1 protein-coding gene (only partly in view) is annotated in these 16,848 nt (G+C 68.3%); it reads right to left on the bottom strand.

What is annotated here, in order from left to right:
• Positions 1-16,848: part of an LEPR-XLL domain-containing protein coding region (locus ACFQ4E_RS13135; RefSeq protein WP_386804273.1), annotated on the bottom strand (this coding region is incomplete at its 3' end). Its footprint begins 16,362 nt before the window's first position; the window shows 16,848 of its 33,210 annotated nt.

The following is a 16,848-nucleotide window of genomic DNA, read 5'->3' as shown; positions in this document are numbered from 1 at the left end:
CGTGATCTCCTCGCCGACATCGTATCCGAGCGACGCCCAGGTGGAGGAGCCGGTCAGGACCAGCTTGTAGGTGCCGTTGTCCTGACGCTCGAAATAGACGTCCTCGTCCGCGGCCGCGCCGGCCTTCAGTTTCACGCCGTAGCTGTTGGTGTTCAGAATGCTCTCATCGCTGATCTCGGCGATGTAGTAGGATTCGCCCTGCGTCAGCCCGCCGATCTCTCTGCCCGGCTGCGTGCCGTCCTGGGTGCGCGAGGTGTAGACGACCACGTCGCCAACCTCGAAGCCGTGGTTGATGAACTCAAGGTCGTCATTGTCGAGGTCGATGAACCAAATCCAGTTGGTGTCGTCATCGGCGGGGTTGGTCGGCCCCTCGGCCAGGCTCAGCGAGTCGCTGTTGCTCGCCGCCTGGATGAAGCTCTTGGTGACATCGACCGTTCCGACGCCGAACGTGATCCCCTCGTCGGGCGCCTTGTAGGTGACGACATCGCCGACCTGGTAGCTGTTGTTGTCGGTGTCGATCCAGTTGCCGGAGACATCGCCGACGACGAACGTATCGGCATTGCTGTCGAACCAGTTCGGATCGGTCTTGGCGAGGCTGTCGACCAGCTTGATGGTCGTGGCATCGACGACCACGACATAGAGTTCGGACGGAGTCCCGCCGTCGATGATATCGGCCGCGACCGCGCTGTCGCCGGTCAGCTTGGTCAGGATGACCTTGTCGCCGTTCTGGAAGTTGTGGGCCTGGGCAAAGACGATCTCGTCGCGCAGCTCGAGGATCTGCGGATCCTTGTCGGTATCGAGGCTCTCGCCCTGACCGGAGAACTGGTTGCCGAAGGCGATGGTGTTGTTGTTGACGAAGATCACGTTGTGATCGCGTTCGTCGCCCGCTCCCGAGCCGACCTCGACCACATCGCCCGTGGTCAGGCCATGCTGCGTTACCGTCAGCGTATTCTGGGAGGTGCTGACCGTTTCGATCATGTAATCCGGGGCCAGGCCGCCCTGCGGTTCGGCAGTGGCGTCGACCGTGATCAGACCGCCCGCGAAGATCGAGGTTCCGGTGTCGATCCGCGCCGTGACCGTCGGATTCATCGTGCCCTTGGCCTCGGAGATGCCGACCGAGATTCCGCCTCCCGAAACGCCTTTGACGTTCGCATCGACCTCGGGCTTTCCGGAGGCAAGCACGGTGATGTAGTCGTCCGACACGATCCCGACATTGCGACCGATCTCGGAGCGCGTGGTGCCGATGGCCTGGGCTTCCGCCTTGTTCAGACCCACGGCCAGAAGACCGCCGCCCGCGGCGTTGACCTTGGAGTTCGCGACGTCCTGGCTGCGCGCCTCGAGCGTGAGAGAACCGACCTGCATGTCGGGATCGTCCGAGGCCGAGTTCTGGTCGCCGATTTCCGCAACCGTTTCGCCATTGCTGTAGGCGAAGGCCCGGGTCGCACCGACCGCGGCCAGGATGCCGACATTAAGACCGTCGGTGAAGGCCCGGGAATAATTGTCGGAAATCGCCTCGATCGTGACCGCGCCCGCGGTGACGATGTCGACATCCCCGTCGATCTTGGCAAGCACATGCGCATCCGCGCGCGCTTCCGTGATATTGACCTGAGCGCCGATGCCGGTGACCGCCGCAGCTTCGGTCTTGGCGTAGGCGCGCCAGCCGTTGGCCTGATCCCGGTCGAAGTTGTGGGTCGCCCGCACCGCGATGGCCCCGGCCAGAATCGTGCCTGCGCCGATGACGGCGTTGACCTCAGGAGACAGCTCGGCGCTCGCGTAGCCGACACCGACCCCGGCGAGACCGCCGGATTTGCTTTCCGTCTGAGACCGCGCCTGCCCTTCGGAGATCGCGTCCACGCGCACCGTGTTCGTCGACGTGGCCGAGCCGTTTAGGCGCGCCTCGATCAGCGGCGTGACGCGGGTCAGAGCCACGTGGCCATTGCCCGCGACCAGGCCGCCGCCCGAGGCTTCGGCATAGGCCTTTCCGATGACCTTGGCCTTGCCCTCGATGGTCACGGTCTGGCTGCCGACAATGCTGCCATTGACCACCGCCTGCGAGCTTCCGTCGATCTCGAGATCGGCGATGCTGGCACCGAGCGCCAGACCGCCGATGGTGACGGCAAGGACATCCGCGAAGGCATCGACCTCGAGATAGGATTTCACCTCCACCGAACCGGTCGCATTGATGCTGGTCCCGCCGCCGCCGACATAGGCGCGCACATTGGGATTGACCTGCACGAAGCTCAGGTTGACGCCGGCGGCGCCGATCCCGGCCGCCGCACCGACGACATTGGCATCGACGAAGACATCCGAGGTCGCGTTCACAAGGACATTGCCGACAGCGCTGTCGCCGCCGATCACGACGCCCGTGCCGATCCGCGCGTAGGTCTCGTAGCTCGAGGCATTGCCGTCATCGAGCGTGAAGGTCGAGAAGTTCACGCCGAGCGCGGCGGCTCCGACCTGAACCGAGTAGACGTTCGAGGTGTAGTTCTGGACGCTTCCGGCTTTGACGGTCACCGCCGAGGCGCCATCGATGGACGCGCCGTCCAGGATCTCGGCCAGCTGCGTGCCGGTATCGTTGACCACGGTCACGGTGGCGCCAAGCGCCACGAAACCGGCGGACACACCCACCGTCACGCCTTCGCCGCCGCGGTTGGAGGAGGCTTCGACCACCACAGCCCCATCGGCGTCTATATCGCCGCCAAGTGCCGCGCGCACGTTCGAGCGCACGTTGATCACGGTCACGCCCGCGCCCGCGCCCACCAGGCCGCCCGCCGCGGAGCCGGTGATGAAGTCGAACTCGATCCGCTCCTCGGCCTGGACGCTGACATCGCCCTCGCTGGTGATGCTGCCGCCGCCTTCGACCACGGCGGTGGTGCCCTCTTCCGGCGCGGAGGCCATCAGGTTGTCCTCAGCCGCGATTTGCGCGATCGACAGACCGCCCAGGATCGATCCCGCGCGCCCGTCGGCGCTGTTCGGGTCCGTGGCGGCCCCTTCCGAAGAGACCTCGCCGAAGCTGTCGTTCACGCCCTTGCTGCTGCTGGCGCTCTGCGCGTCGGCATATGCGGCCACCGAGGTTTCGCCGTCGACGTCGTTATCCCCGTTCTGGTCCTGATCGAGCATCAGGACGTTTTCCTGGGGACGGTCGTCGATGGTCGGGCTGGTCTGTTCCGAATCCGACGCTTCGGCTTCGCGCTCGTCATAGGTGCCGCTGAAATCGGCGTTGATCGAGAAGACGTTGACCGCCGCCGCGACACCGACCAGACCGCCCCCGCCCGAGGCGACGTAGCCGCGCACGTCCTTGTCCGCGAGCGCCGAGACCTGCACGCCGTATTTCGCGTTGATATCCGTTCCAGCGCCGATCAGGGCGCCGGTATCGTTGCGGACGCTGCCGAAGCTGATCGACGCGCCGACGCCGACGACCCCGCCGGCGACCGAGATGGCGGCGTTGATGAGCTTGAACTCGTTCGAGGCCGCGACCCAGACGCCCTGATCGCTTCCGACCGTCACGTCCTCGTCGGTGTAGTCGCCCGCGTTCTGGTTGATATCGACATTATCGCCGATGATCGCGCTTGTGTCGCTGTCGACCACGGTGACGGTCACGCTGCCCGCGACGCCGGCGATCCCGCCGCCTGCCGAGGCGGTCAGGTTGAGGATATCCTCGGACGACCGCGCCTGGACGATCACACCGCCCGCAGCGGCCACACCGGTATCGCCGGTCTTCTCGAAATCGCCATCCGCGGCCCATTCGCCTGTGAGGATGCCTTCGCGACCGCCGCCGGTCGCGCGCGCGTCGATGACCGCGTCATCCGAGATCAGCGCGCTCGTGTCCTTGGTCGCGACGAGGACGCCGACACCGGCGCCTGCGCCAACCACGCCGCCGACACCGACACCGAGGTTAAGAACCGTGTAATCGGTGAAATCCTCGGCCAGGACGACCACATCGCCGCCCGCCGACATCACCGCTCCGACGCCGACACCCGCGGTCGTGGTCGAGGTTACGGAGACGACCGAGACGCCGCCGCCCACTGCCACGACGCCCGATCCGGCAACGCCGAGACCCACGACGAAGAAGTCCTCGCGGGCCTGCGCCTTGACCACGATGTCGTCCCGGGCGCTCACATCCGCGCCCGCGCCGACGGTGGCCGTCGTCGTCTGAGTGATGATCGAGACATCGACACCGGGGGCGACACCCGCGGTGCCGCCGATGGCGCCGCCTGCGCCGATCCCGACATGGTGGAAATCGCTGGCCGCGACGACCTGGACCTTCTGGCCGCCCGAGGCAGCCTCGTCGGTCTTGTTGATGTCGGTATTCGCGCCGATATCGGCGGTCGTGTTCGTGGTCACCATGCTCACCGCGGCGCCGAGGCCGACGGCGAAGGTGCCGCCAGCGGCGAAGCCGACAGCATAGCTCTCGATATCGTCCTTGCCGGAGGCCGAGACCACCACGCCTCGGTTCGCCGTCGCGCTGAGGACCGCGGTGCGGTCCGCGGTCATGTCGGGATCGGAGATCTCGTTTTCCTCGTTGATCTCTGCCGCGCCTTTCTGGTCCGGCACATCGGTGGCCTTCTCCGGATCGCCCTCGGCCACGAGGTCCGGGTTGACCTGGTCGTTGCCGGTGTCGAACACGCCGACTTCGAAATCACTTTCTTGAGGCCGGTTTGGATTGGCGCCATTGAACTGGAATGCGCTGTCATTGACACCGGTGTCCGTGCTGCCGGTGCCGATCGAATAGTCGCCGGTCCGCGCCTGCGTCGTCTCGAAGCCGAGCGCGACGATGTCGCCGTTGCTGCCGATATCGGAATCGATGGTCTTGTTGATCACCGCGACGCCCGCGGCGGCACCGACACCGCCCGAGCCGCCCGCGGCCGCGCCGATGGTTATGATGTCGATCTCGGTCTCGTCGACCGCCTGCACCTTCACGCTGGCGCGGGTCTTGGCGTTGGCGTTGGTGCCGATCGCGGCGGTGGCGGTCAGGGTCAGCACCATGACCTTGGCACCGACGCCGACGCCGACGCTCGAGCCGACAGCGGCGGCGACCGCGAAGGTCTTGATCGTCTCGCTGGCGTTGGCGTCGACCTCGATATTGCCGTCTGCCATGTCGCCATCGACATCCGGATTGCCCTGGATGGTGACGTAGTTCCCGATCAAGGCCTCGGTCGTCTTGTTCAGCGTCAGGACGCTGACGCCCGCGCCGATCCCGGCGCCGCCGCCGGAGACCGCGATACCGCCCGCGACCGAGAGATAGGTCGTGAGACCGTCGGCATCGACGATGACACCGCTGTCGATGTTGTCATCGTCGTTCCACGCATTGACGGTAACGTGGTTGCCGAGGGTCGCCTTGGTCGTCTCGGTCATCACCGACACGAGCACCGAGCCGCCGACGCCGACGGAGCCGCCAGCCGTGACACCCGCCGCAACGACGATGTCGAGGAGGTCCTCGCTGCTATAGGCCAGGACCGAGAGGCCGGTCGTGCCACCGGTGGTGATGTTGGCATAGTTGCCGACGCGCGCCGTGACGGTGTCGTCATGCACGAAGATGTAGCTCGCGAGGCCGATCCCCGCGGAGCTTCCCGAGGCCGCGACGCCGCCCGAGATGAAGAGCAAGTCCGCCGTGCTCGAGGCGTTGACCGTGACGTTGCCCGAGGCCTTGACAACCGTGGGCTTGGCCATCGTGCTTTCGATCTTGGCCTCGGTGGTCGAGGTCAGGACCACGACGCCGACCGAGAAGGCCAGCGCGGCGGAATCCGACGCCGCGCCGAAGGTCGCGGCGATCGAGGTGACCTTGTCGGTCGCGACGCCGTTGACCAGCACGAAACCGTCGGTGGCGGTCAGTTCCGCCCCGTTCATTACCCGCGCCTGGGTGGTGCGGGTGATCACGTCGACCGCGATGCCAATGCCGACGCCTGCGCCGCCTGCCGAGAGACCGACCGAGCCCGCGCCCGAGAAGATCTCGAGCGTGTCGACTGCCGAGACCGTCACCGCGTCCTTCGCGGTCAGTTTGGCATCGGCGAGGACCAGCGCCTTGGTGTTGATGGTGACGACGTTCACCGCCGCCGAGCCGCCGATGGCCGCGCCATTGCCGGCCGCCGCGATACCGGCGGCGAAGTTGGTCAGCCGGACCGTCTGGTTGTCGATGTCGTCGCTTTCCGTCTTGAGACCGAGCGTCTCTTCGAAAGGCGTGAAGCTGCCGGTGGCCGTCACACGGATCTCGCCTGCGGTCGCTTTGAGAACCGCACCGGTGCCGACCTCAGCCGTGGTGTCCATCGTGTTGACGATGTTGATCGACACCGCGATACCAGCGCCCGCTCCGTTCGAGGTCGAGATCGCCGCACCGCCCGAGAGGTTCTGCAGCTCGACCAGGGTCTCGGCTTCGACGGCGATATCGCCGGTGGTCGCGGTCACCTCGGCCCCACCGCCGATCCTGGCGGTGCTGGAGGTGTCCATGTAGTTGATCGCGATGGAGCCCGCGATGGCATCCGCGCCCGCGGCGGCACCCGAAAGCGCGCGCACCTGGAAGATGTTCTTCTGATCCTCCGGATGGAGCGAGGTGACGATCACTTCGCTGCCCGACACGAAGCTGTTGCCGATCGAGGCCTCGGCGTCGAACTGGGTGATGTTGAGACCCACAGCCGCGGCGACGCCGGTCGAGTTGCTGTCGGTGATATTGGTCGCCGTGGCCAGCGCCAGCGCCTTGGCGGTGATCTGCGAGGTCACCGCGACCGTCACGTCGCCCGAGGCGTTGATATCGGCATTGTCGGCGACCTTCGCCGTCGCGCCACCTTCGAGGTAGTTGACCGCCACGGTGGCGGCGATGGTCTTGCCGCCCGAGGAGTTGCCGGAATTGCCACCGGAGGCCCCCTGCTTCAGGCCGGTGCCGGACTGGCCGGTCGAATTGTTCTGACCGGTGGTGAACATGCCGTCGCCGGTCTGGCTAGGCGTGTTGGTGGCCGAGCTATCCTGCTGCTGGGCGAAGCTTCCGGCATTGCTGGTCTGCTGGTCGGAATCCACGTTGTTTGTATCGGCCTTGTCCGAACCCTTGGCCGACGCCTTGGTCGTAGTGATCGACTTGATGATCGATTCCGTCGTGACGGTGGCCGACGCGATGGTGTTGCGGGCATCCGCGACCTCGGGGGTCATCGCCCGGCCCACGAACGCATCCGCCTCGTCGAGACCGATATTGACCGCGACCGACGCACCGACGCCGGTGCCGCTGCCCGCGACCTCGGCATCCGCGTTGGTCACGTAATCCGCCGCATGGGTCACGGTGACGACAAGCGCGCCGCCGGTCATGGCGAAATTGCCGGTCCCGGTGCCGATCCGCGCGTCGGTATCGCTTTCCACATAGGTGACCGCCACCGCGCCACCGACGGCCGTGCCGTCGCCCGCGGCGCCACCCAGCGCCTCGGTGATCTCGTCGGGCGTGTCGGCATCGGCGTCGGGCTCTGCCGAGGTCAGGGTCGAGGCCGCGGTGACCGAGACGCCATTGGCGGTGCCGTTCATCACCGTGCCGTCGAGGATCGACGCATCGGTGGTGTCGAAGAGGACCGAGAGCGCGATGGACGCGCCGACACCGGTCGAGCTCGAGCCTTTGCTCAGGCCCTTCGAGGAGGCGAGCACGTAGTGCCGCGACTGGCTGTCCGCCGCCATGTCGATGGCGCCGCCCGTGAGCCCGATGGTCGTCGCGACGCCGCCCGCGCGCGCCAGCGTGTCGGAATGGACAACCGAGAGCGCGAAGGAGCCCGCGATCCCGGTATCGCCGCCGGAAGCCGCCGAGGAAGCCTTGGAGATGTAGTCATGCGTGCTGTCGGAGCCGACCGGGCGCATGGTCGCCTTGGTCGACATCGCATTGGCGGTGATGTCCGTGTCGGTTGCGACGACCGCCGAGTTGGTCATGGACGCGACGTTGATCGCGACGCCGATGCCCACGGAGTCGTTGCCCGCGGTGGTCGCGGATTCGCCCGAGGCGATGGCGGTGGCTTTGATGTTGTTGCGCGTTGCGACGGTCAGGTTGCCGGTCGCGGTGACGCTGCCGCCCGAGATCGTCGCTTCGGCCGTGGAGCCCGAGACGTTGACCGCCAGAGCCGCGGCCACGCTGACCTCGCTGCTGTTCTGCGACGCCGTCGAGGACGTCCCCTTGGAGCCGCCACCCGCGGACTGTCCGCGGCTCGAGGCCATGCCGGAGCCCTGCTGCTTCTGCTGGTTCGCGGTGCCGCCGCTCTTGACGCCCTTGGCCGAGGCCGTGGCGCTGGTCTCGGACGCGCCGTCGACGAAGGCCGTCACGGTGACGGCGTTGCCGCTTGCGGTCCGCGCCAGTTCAGCCCGGCCCGCATCGTCGACAAGACCCACGGCAATCGCCGCGCCGATCGCGGTCGCGCCGGTGGCGTCGCCCTTCGCGGTGGTGGTCGTAGCACCGTGATGGGTCGCCTGGACGGTGATATTGCCGGTCGCCGTCAGGTTCGAACCGGCGCCGATCCGCGCCGTTGTCTGCTGGTCGATATAGGAGACGACGATGGCGCCGCCGACAGTCGTGGAGCCCGAGGTGGTGCTCTCGGCCCCCGCTTCGCCTTCGACGGTGTTCTCGCCGCTGCCAAATGCCTGTGCCCGCACGATGTTTGCGCCGTTGATCGCGGATCCGTCGCGGATCTCGGCCGTGACCTCCATCAGGGACACGTCGATGGCGATCGACGCGCCGACGCCGGTGCTGCCGCCGCCCGAGGTGGTCGAGAGCGCCTTGGCATAGGTCTCCTGCGTGCCGCGCGCCGTCGGCGTCACGTTGCCGCCGCCCGCGTTGACCGTGCCACTCACCGTCGCGACCGTGTCGCTGTTGGCGATGTTCAGCGCGAAGCTGCCCGCGACGTTCAGATCGCCTCCGGACGCGCCCGAGGTCGATTGCGCGCCCATCACGTGTTTCTGGTCGCCCCGCCCGTCCATCATGGCATCGGCGTCGACACTGCCGGTTACCGTGGAGTTCAGCATCTCCGCGCGGTTGTCGAGATCGGCGACGTTGATCGCCACCGCGATGCCGACGCGATCGCCGTCCTGCGTCTCGTCTTCGGGAGTGTCGGGATCGTTCGGGGTCACACCGGTTGCGGCGGACCCGTCGGCGATGGCCTCCGCGTCCATGTCGGCGCGGCTGTCGAGATCGACCGCCGCAACGACGGTCCGGTTCTGCAGGATCGCGGTCGCGCTGAGGCTCGCGACGTTCAGCGCGACGGCGGCCCCCACGGCCACCGAACCGGAGCCTCCGGCCCCTTCCGCCGAGGTATCCTTGCCGCCCTGGGTGCGGTCGAGCGATTTGTTCGACTTGCTGTCTGCGGTGCTCACGCCGCCGTCGATCTGCTGGTCGGCGCTGCTGTTGCCGTCACCGCTCTTCGAGGTGCCCTCCGCCGAGGCAATGGCCTCGGCCTTGGACTGTCCGACCGCCCGCGCGCTCATCGTCAGGGTATCGCCCGAGGTCGTGAGGTTCCGGTCGAGATCGGCCTCGGCCGTGTCATCGACAAAGGCCAGCGCCAGCGACACGCCGACGGCGGTGTTGCCGGTCGCGTTGCTGTCCATCTTGGCGTAGCTCGATCCCGAATGGAGCGCCGTGATCGACACGTCACCCTTGGTGGTCATCAGACCGCCTGCACCGATCCGCGCCCGGGTCGTCCGGTCATGCACGTCGATCACCAGGCCGCCGCCGACGCCGGTGCCGTCCTTGGCCGAGGCGCCCGCCGCGCCGGTTGTGGTCGCGGTATGCTCACCCGTGGCCGACAGCGTGACCTCGTCAGCCCCGTTGATGACGCCGGAATCGGTGATCACCGCGTCGGTCAGATCGTCATGCACGCTGATCGCGATGGACGCACCGACGCCGGTCGAGCTGGAGCCGTCATTCGCCGAGGTGGCCGAGACGACATGGTCGGTCTTGGACGCCGCCGTCAGTGAGACGTCGTCGCCATTGCCCGCATTGACGGTGGTCGCCGTGATGCGCGCCCGTGTGTCCGTATCGACGATGGAGAGCGCGAAGGACCCCGCCACGCCGGTCTCGCCGCCCGAGGCGCCCGAGGTCGCGCTGGCGCCGAAGACATGCTCGCCATCGCCACGATCATCCATGATCGCGCTGGCGCTTGCCGCGCCGTTGACCGTGCTGCCGTTGAAGATGGCGCGGTTCACCATGTTGGCGACATTGATCGCCACACCGACACCGACCTGCGTGCCCCCTTCGGCGCCGCCCTCTGCGGCCGAGCCGTCCGCGACGGCCGACGCGTCCATGTCGGCTGCGGTTTCGAGCACCACGTCACCCGTCACGATGCGGTCTGCGAGCACCGCTTCGACGGTCAGGTTCGACACGTTGAGCGCGACCGCCGCGCCCACGCCGACGGAACTGCCGCCCGAGCTGGCCGAGGCATCCTCACCCCCGGGATTGGCGGTCTCGCTCGTGCCCGCCTTGGAGCTTGCCGAGGTCGTGCCGCCGCCGATCTGGCTGTCGGCATCGGCGGGCTCGTCGTCTTTATCGGCACCCTGGGCCGAGGCGATGGCCTCGGCCTTCGACGCGCCTGCGCCGGTCGCGGACATCGTCAGCATGTTCGCGCCGATCGTCACGTCGCGGTCCAGATCGGCGATGGCGGTATCGTCCACGAAGCTCAGCGCGATCGAGGCGCCAACCGCCGTGTTGCCGGTCGCGTTGCTGTCGGCCTTGGTGTAGCTCGAACCCTTGTGGGTCGCAGAGATCGCCACGTCGCCGGTGCCGATGAGCGTCCCGCCCGTCCCGATCCGAGCCGTCGTGCTGCGGTCATGCACGTCGATGGCAAGCGAGCCGCCGACCCCGGTGCCATCCTTGGCGGCCGCGCCGCTCTCGGCGGTGGTCGTGGCGCTGTGTTCGCCCGCCGCGGTCACGCTGACCGCGCCCGGGTTCGAGACCGTGCCGGTGTTCGAGATCTGTGCGATCGTCGCGTCGTTCAGCACGCTGATCGCGATCGAGGCGCCGACACCCGTTGAGGAGGAGCCTTCGTTCTCGGAGGTGGCCGAGACCGTCTGCGCGCTGGTCGAGGCCGCGCCGAGCGTCACTGCATCGCCGCCCGCCGTCACGTTTCCATCGAGCTGCGCGGTGGTGTCTGCATCGACGATGGAAAGCGCGAAGCTGCCCGCCACGCCGGTCTCGCCGCCCGAGGCGCCCGAAGTGGCGCTGGCGCCGAAATCATGGGTGTCGTTGCCGCCCGAGGCCATCAACGCCTCGGCGGTGAAGCCGCCGGTCACCGAACCGTCGCCCGCAAGCTCGGCGCTGTTCGTCATCGTCGCGACATTGATTGCGACCGCGACGCCGAGGATGGTGCCGCCCGAGGCCCCGCCTTCGGAGGCCGAGCCGTCGGCCACTGCCTCGGCATCCATCTCGGCGCGCGAATCGAGATTGGTGTCGCCGGTCACGGACACGCCCGAGAGCACCGCCGAGGCGGTCAGGGTTGCGACATTGACCGCCACCGCCGCGCCGACGCTGATCTGCCCGCCATTGCCGTCATCCGCTCCGGCCTGTCCGCCTTGGGTCGCGTCCTCGCTCGTGCCGGACTTGCCCTCGGCGGTCGATTCCGCGCCCGAGATCTGCGCATCCGCATCCGCGCCTTCATCGTCGCTGTCCGCGCCCGCCGCCGAGGCGATGGCCTCGGCCTTGGAGGCGCCGCGCGCGGTGGCCGCGAAGGCCAGCGCCGCGCCGGTGCCGAGCACCAGATCACGGTCGAGATCGGCCTCGGCGGTGTCATCGACGAAGCTCAGTGCAATGGAGGCCCCCACGGCGGTGTCGCCAGTGGCGTTGCCGTTTGCCTTGGCATGGCTCGCACCGCGATGGGTCGCGGCGATCTCGGCGCCGCCGGTCAGGGTCAGTGCGCCAAGCCCGGTGCCGACCCGCGCCAGCGTCATCCGGTCATGCACGTCGATGGCCAGCGAGCCGCCGATGGCGGTCGACCCCTGCGCGCCGCTTTGTGCCGTGGTCGTGGCATCGTGCTCGCCCGAGGCCGTCACCGTCAGCGTGCCCGCGCCGCCGATCACCGCGCCGTCGGAAATTTCCGCCTGCGTCAGATGGTTGGCGACCGAAATTGCGATGGAGGCACCGACGCCGGTCGAGCTCGATCCATCATTTTCGGCCGTCGCCGAGACCGTGTCGACGCTCTTCGAGGCCGCTGTCGCGCTCACATCCTCGCCGCCCGCCGTGACGGTGCCTGCGACGGTTGCCGTGCTGTCGGCATCGACCACCGAGAGCGCGAAGCTGCCCGCGATCCCGGTATCGCCGCCCGAGGCGCCGGAGGTCGCGAAGGCGCCGAATTCATGGGTTTCGCCATCGACCATCCCGGCCGAGACCGAGAGCCCGCCCGTGACCGTCGAGGTCGCGTCGATCCCGGCGCGGTTCGAGAGCGTCGCGACATTGATCGCGACCGCGACGCCGATCTGCGTCGCCCCGTCGCTGCCGTCCGAGGCAGAGCCGTTGGCCGTTGCGCTCGCATCCATATGCGCGAGCGTTCCGAGCGTCAGGTCGGCCTCGACATCGCGGCCCAGAAGCTCGGCACTCACCGTCAGGGTCGAGACATTCACGGCAACCGCCGCGCCGACCGCAACGCTGCCCGAGCTGGTCGAGCCCTGCTGCGCGGCGGACTCGTCCTCGTTGGTTCCCGAGCGGCTTTCGGCGGTCGTGGTCGCGCCACCGATCTGCTGGTCGGCGGAGGTGTCGCTCTCGTCGTCGGAATCCGCGCCCTTGGCCGCGGCGATGGCCTCGGCCTTGGAGCTGCCGGTGCCGCTGGCGGTCAGGCTTGCGGTGCCGCCGGTGGTCAGATCCCGATCGAGATCGGTCTCGGCCAGGTCGTCGACAAAGGCCAGCGACAGCGCCACGCCCGCGGCGGTGTCGCCCGCGGCCTCGCCATCGGCCTTGGCGTAGCTCGAGCCGGAATGCTCGACCGCCATCGCGGCATCGCCGCCGATGGTCAGCGCGGAGGCGTCGGTGCCGATGCGCGCCCGGGTGGTCCGGTCATGCACATCGATGGCCAGCGCGCCGCCCACGCCGGTGCCGGTGCTCTGGGCGCCCGCCTCGGCGGTGGTAGTGGCCGCATGGGTTCCGGTCGCGGAGATCGACAGGTCGTCCGCGCCGTCGAGCACCGCCCCGTCGGCGATCTCGGCGATCACGAGGTGATCGGCCACGCTGATCGCGACCGAGGCGCCCACGCCCGTATCGCCGCCCGACTGGTCGGAGGTCGCAGCGACCGTATCCGTGCTTTCCTCTGCGGCGCTCATCGTGACAGCGCCGATCCCGGCATCCGGGGCGCTCTCGGCGACCGACCCGTCGATTGCGGCACGGGTGTCGGTGTCCACGATTGAGAGCGCAAAGCTCCCCGCGACGCCCGTGTCGCCGCCCGACGCGCCCGAGGTCGCGCTGGCGCCGAAGGCGTTGACCGCAGTGCCCGAATCTGCCCGCCCGGCGCGGATGGTCACGCCGTCCTGGCCGGTCAGAACGACCGATGCGCCCGCGTCGACACCGGCGGTGTTCGAGAGCGACGCGACATTGATCGCGATGGCCGCGCCGATCTGCGTGCTGCCGCCCGCGGTGTCGGTGGCCGAGCCGTCCGCGTCCGCGGTGGCGTCCATCTCGGCGGCGCTCTCCAGCGTCACGCCCGAGGCGGTCAGCGTGCCGGTCTCGACGCTCGCATCGGCGACATTGCCCGAGACGTTGAGCGCCAGGGCCGCGCCGACGCCCACATCGCCGCCGGTCGAATTGGCGGATTCCTGGCTGCCGAGCTGGCCGCTCAGATCCTCGTCGGTGCGCCCGTCCGCAAATCCCACCTGCTGATCGCGCTGCGCGTCGGCATCGGCGGCCTCGTTATCGGTGTCGGTGCCTTCCGCCGAGGCCCGCGCGGTCACGCCGCTGCGCCCGGTCGAGGACGCGGTCAGCGCCGCGGTCCCGGCGACAGTGGAATTGCGCCGCGAGGTCGAGGAGGCGCAGTTGTCGACAAAGCCAAGCGCCACGGCCGCGCCGACGGCGGTGCCGCCGCCAAGTGCGGTGCCATCGGCGAGAATCGTGCTGGTGCCCGAATGGATCGCACTGGCCGACAGGTCTCCGGCCACGGCGAGATCGCCGCCGGTCCCGAGATCGGTGGTGGTGGCGTTGTTGACGACAGCGATGGCGACCGCGCCACCGACCGAGGTGCCGCCTCCCGAGGCGCCCGCCTCGGCGGTGGTGGTGTCGGTATGGGTGCCGGTGGCCGACAGCGTCAGATCGCCCAGACCCGCCGCGTTGCCGGTGCCGAGCGCGGTGCCCTCGAGCGCCGCGCTGGTCGAGTTCGATCCGATATAGAGCGCGACTGAGGCCCCGACCCCGGTGTCCGATCCCATAGCACCGCCGGACTCGGTCGGCGTGGCGGAGGTGGTCACCACGGTGGTCGAGCTGGCCGTCAGGCTCAGACTCGCGCCGTTCAGCGTTAGCGCAGCGCCATCAAGCACCAGCGCATGCACATCCGTGGTCACGACATGGATGGCGAGGCTTCCCGCAATCGCCGTCTCTGCCGACGAGGTCGCGCCGCTGATCGCCGTCAGCGCGTAGCCGCCGGACGCATCGAGCGTCGCTGTCGCGGTGACGCTGCCGGTGTTGTAGGTCGTGGTCCCGCCGAGCGTGGTCGAGACATCCGCGTCGATCACGCCGATCCCGACGGCGACCGCGACGCCGGTGGCGGTGGAATCGGTGCTCACACCGCTCGCGGTGGTGGAAAGGATATCGGTCTGCGTCGCGCTCAGGCTGACCGCATTGGCGCCGCCCGAGGTCGAGAGCGACCCCGAGGTATCGACCGACACGGTGGTCGTCGGCAGATAGATTCCGACCGCAACCGCGCCCGCGAAATCGATATTGCCGCCCTGGCTGGCGGCCCGGTCCGAGCTGTCGCCATCGTTGTTCGGGTCTTCGAGCCGGTTCTGCGACTCGTTGTCATTCGCATTGCCCGCGCTCTCGTCCGCGCCTCCGGCCGAGGAATAGGCGGCGGTGGTGATCGTCGCGGTCGTGGTCGCCGCGAGCCCGATCGCCTCGGGGGCGTCAGACGCGCCGATCGAGGCGGAATCCCCCACCGAGACGCGCGTCGCCACGTCGGCCACGGTCACCGCAACGGTCGCACCCGCGGCAGAGCCGCTCTCGGGGCGGCCATCGGCGATGCTGGTGACATCGAGCGTCGTGCCCGCATTGGCATTGACACTGGTGCCCGCGTCGATGGCGCTGGCGCCCCAGATGCCGATGGTCGAGCGCGTGACGAGCACGGCGACCGCCACGGCGGCGTCGGTCTCGGAATCGGTGTCGCCGTCCTCGGCCTGATCCTCGGCGGTCAGGGTCAGCGTGACCCCGGTGGTCAGCGCCACAGCGCCCGAGGCGGTGACCGATCCCGACGAGAGCGCATCGCCCTCGGTGCCCAGCGTGATCGAGGCGCGCGGAATCCCGGCGGTGATCGCGCCGCCGATCGGTCCGAGCGCAAAATTCGACGATTCGAGCGTCGACGAGGTGGTCGCGCTCATCGAGACGTCACCGGCCGTCGCGGTCACGTCGCCTTGGATGTCGATGGACGCCTTCGGCGCGGAGAGGATGAAGCCGTCCGTGGGCCCTTCGGGGATGATGCCGTTGCCGGACGCCTCGGAGGTGAAGGTCACCGATGCGCCCGAGACGCTGGCGCCGTCCTCGACGGTGATGGTCTCGGCGGTGATGTCGATGGCGCCGGTGGTCACGAGCGTTCCGCCCGAGAAGATCACCGTGTCGAGACCCTCGCCGCCATCGACCGTCAGGTTCAGATCGCCCAGCGTGTCGAAATCGCCCGAGAAGGTCAGGACATCGCCCGCCGGGAACTGGGACGGGCTGATCCCCGCGATGTCGACGTCGATATCCGGAAGAAGCGCGGTGAACTCGGACAGGATACCCTGATCGTTGCCCATGTTGATCGTCAGGGAGACGTCGGGAACCGTGAAGGTGGTGTCCTCGAAGGTCGCGCCCGCGATGGTGATCTGGTTCGTTCCACTGTCATAGGTGACCGTGACCGCGTCAGAGAGGGCGGTCAGGTCGAACACGACCTCGTCCATTGTTCCGGTGTTGGTGAGCGGCTCGAGCCCGTCATAGGCGAGCACGTCTCCATCGCGGGTGATCGTGCCGGATTGCGGGCTGGTGGCCACATAGGTGACCGAGCCGTAGCTGCCGCCATCGAGCTCCAGCACATCGAACCCGCCATCGCCGCCATGCAGCCCGGCGGTGAGCGCGCCATCCTGCTGGATGAGGAACGTGTCCTCGTTATCCGCGGCGCCCTGAAGCGCCTCGACCGAGGTGAAGCGCAAGCCCGCGACCTCGCCCGCGTCCTGGCCGTCGACGGTCCAGGTGGTGTCCTGTGCCGGACCTTCGAGCGTGTCGGTGCCCGCGCCACCGTCGAAGAGAATGGCGATGCCCTGGGGCAGAAGTCCCGTGACGTCGAGTTTCAGCCGGTCGTTCCCGTCGGTGCCCTGGATCGTCAGGCCGTCCGTGGCGTCGGACAGCGCGCGTTCCTCGACAAGGTCACCCGTCTCCTCGTCATAGATTTTGAAGACTTCGGCGACGTGATCGTATTCCAGCGTCCAGTCGGCCCCGCCCGAGGCGTCCAGATCGGACATCGGGATGATATCGGCGGCCAGAAGATAGCGCGGCTCCAGCGCTTCGACCTTCACGGCCGAGACGCGGACCGGCATCCGGCCTTCCTGGATCAGGCGCAGGCTCTGGAAGAATCGGTGGCGGGTTTCCCCGGAGAACCACTTGAGTCGCGACCGTGCTTTCGCGACATCGCGCGAATCGACCGATTCGATGTTTTTGCGGAACGCATCAGAGCCGAAGGGGAACGCCAT

The organism is Litorisediminicola beolgyonensis (assembly GCF_042679605.1).
Lineage (GTDB): Bacteria > Pseudomonadota > Alphaproteobacteria > Rhodobacterales > Rhodobacteraceae > Litorisediminicola > Litorisediminicola beolgyonensis.
Note: the sequence above shows the minus strand (reverse complement) of the source record. Positions and strands in the feature narration are given on the sequence as shown.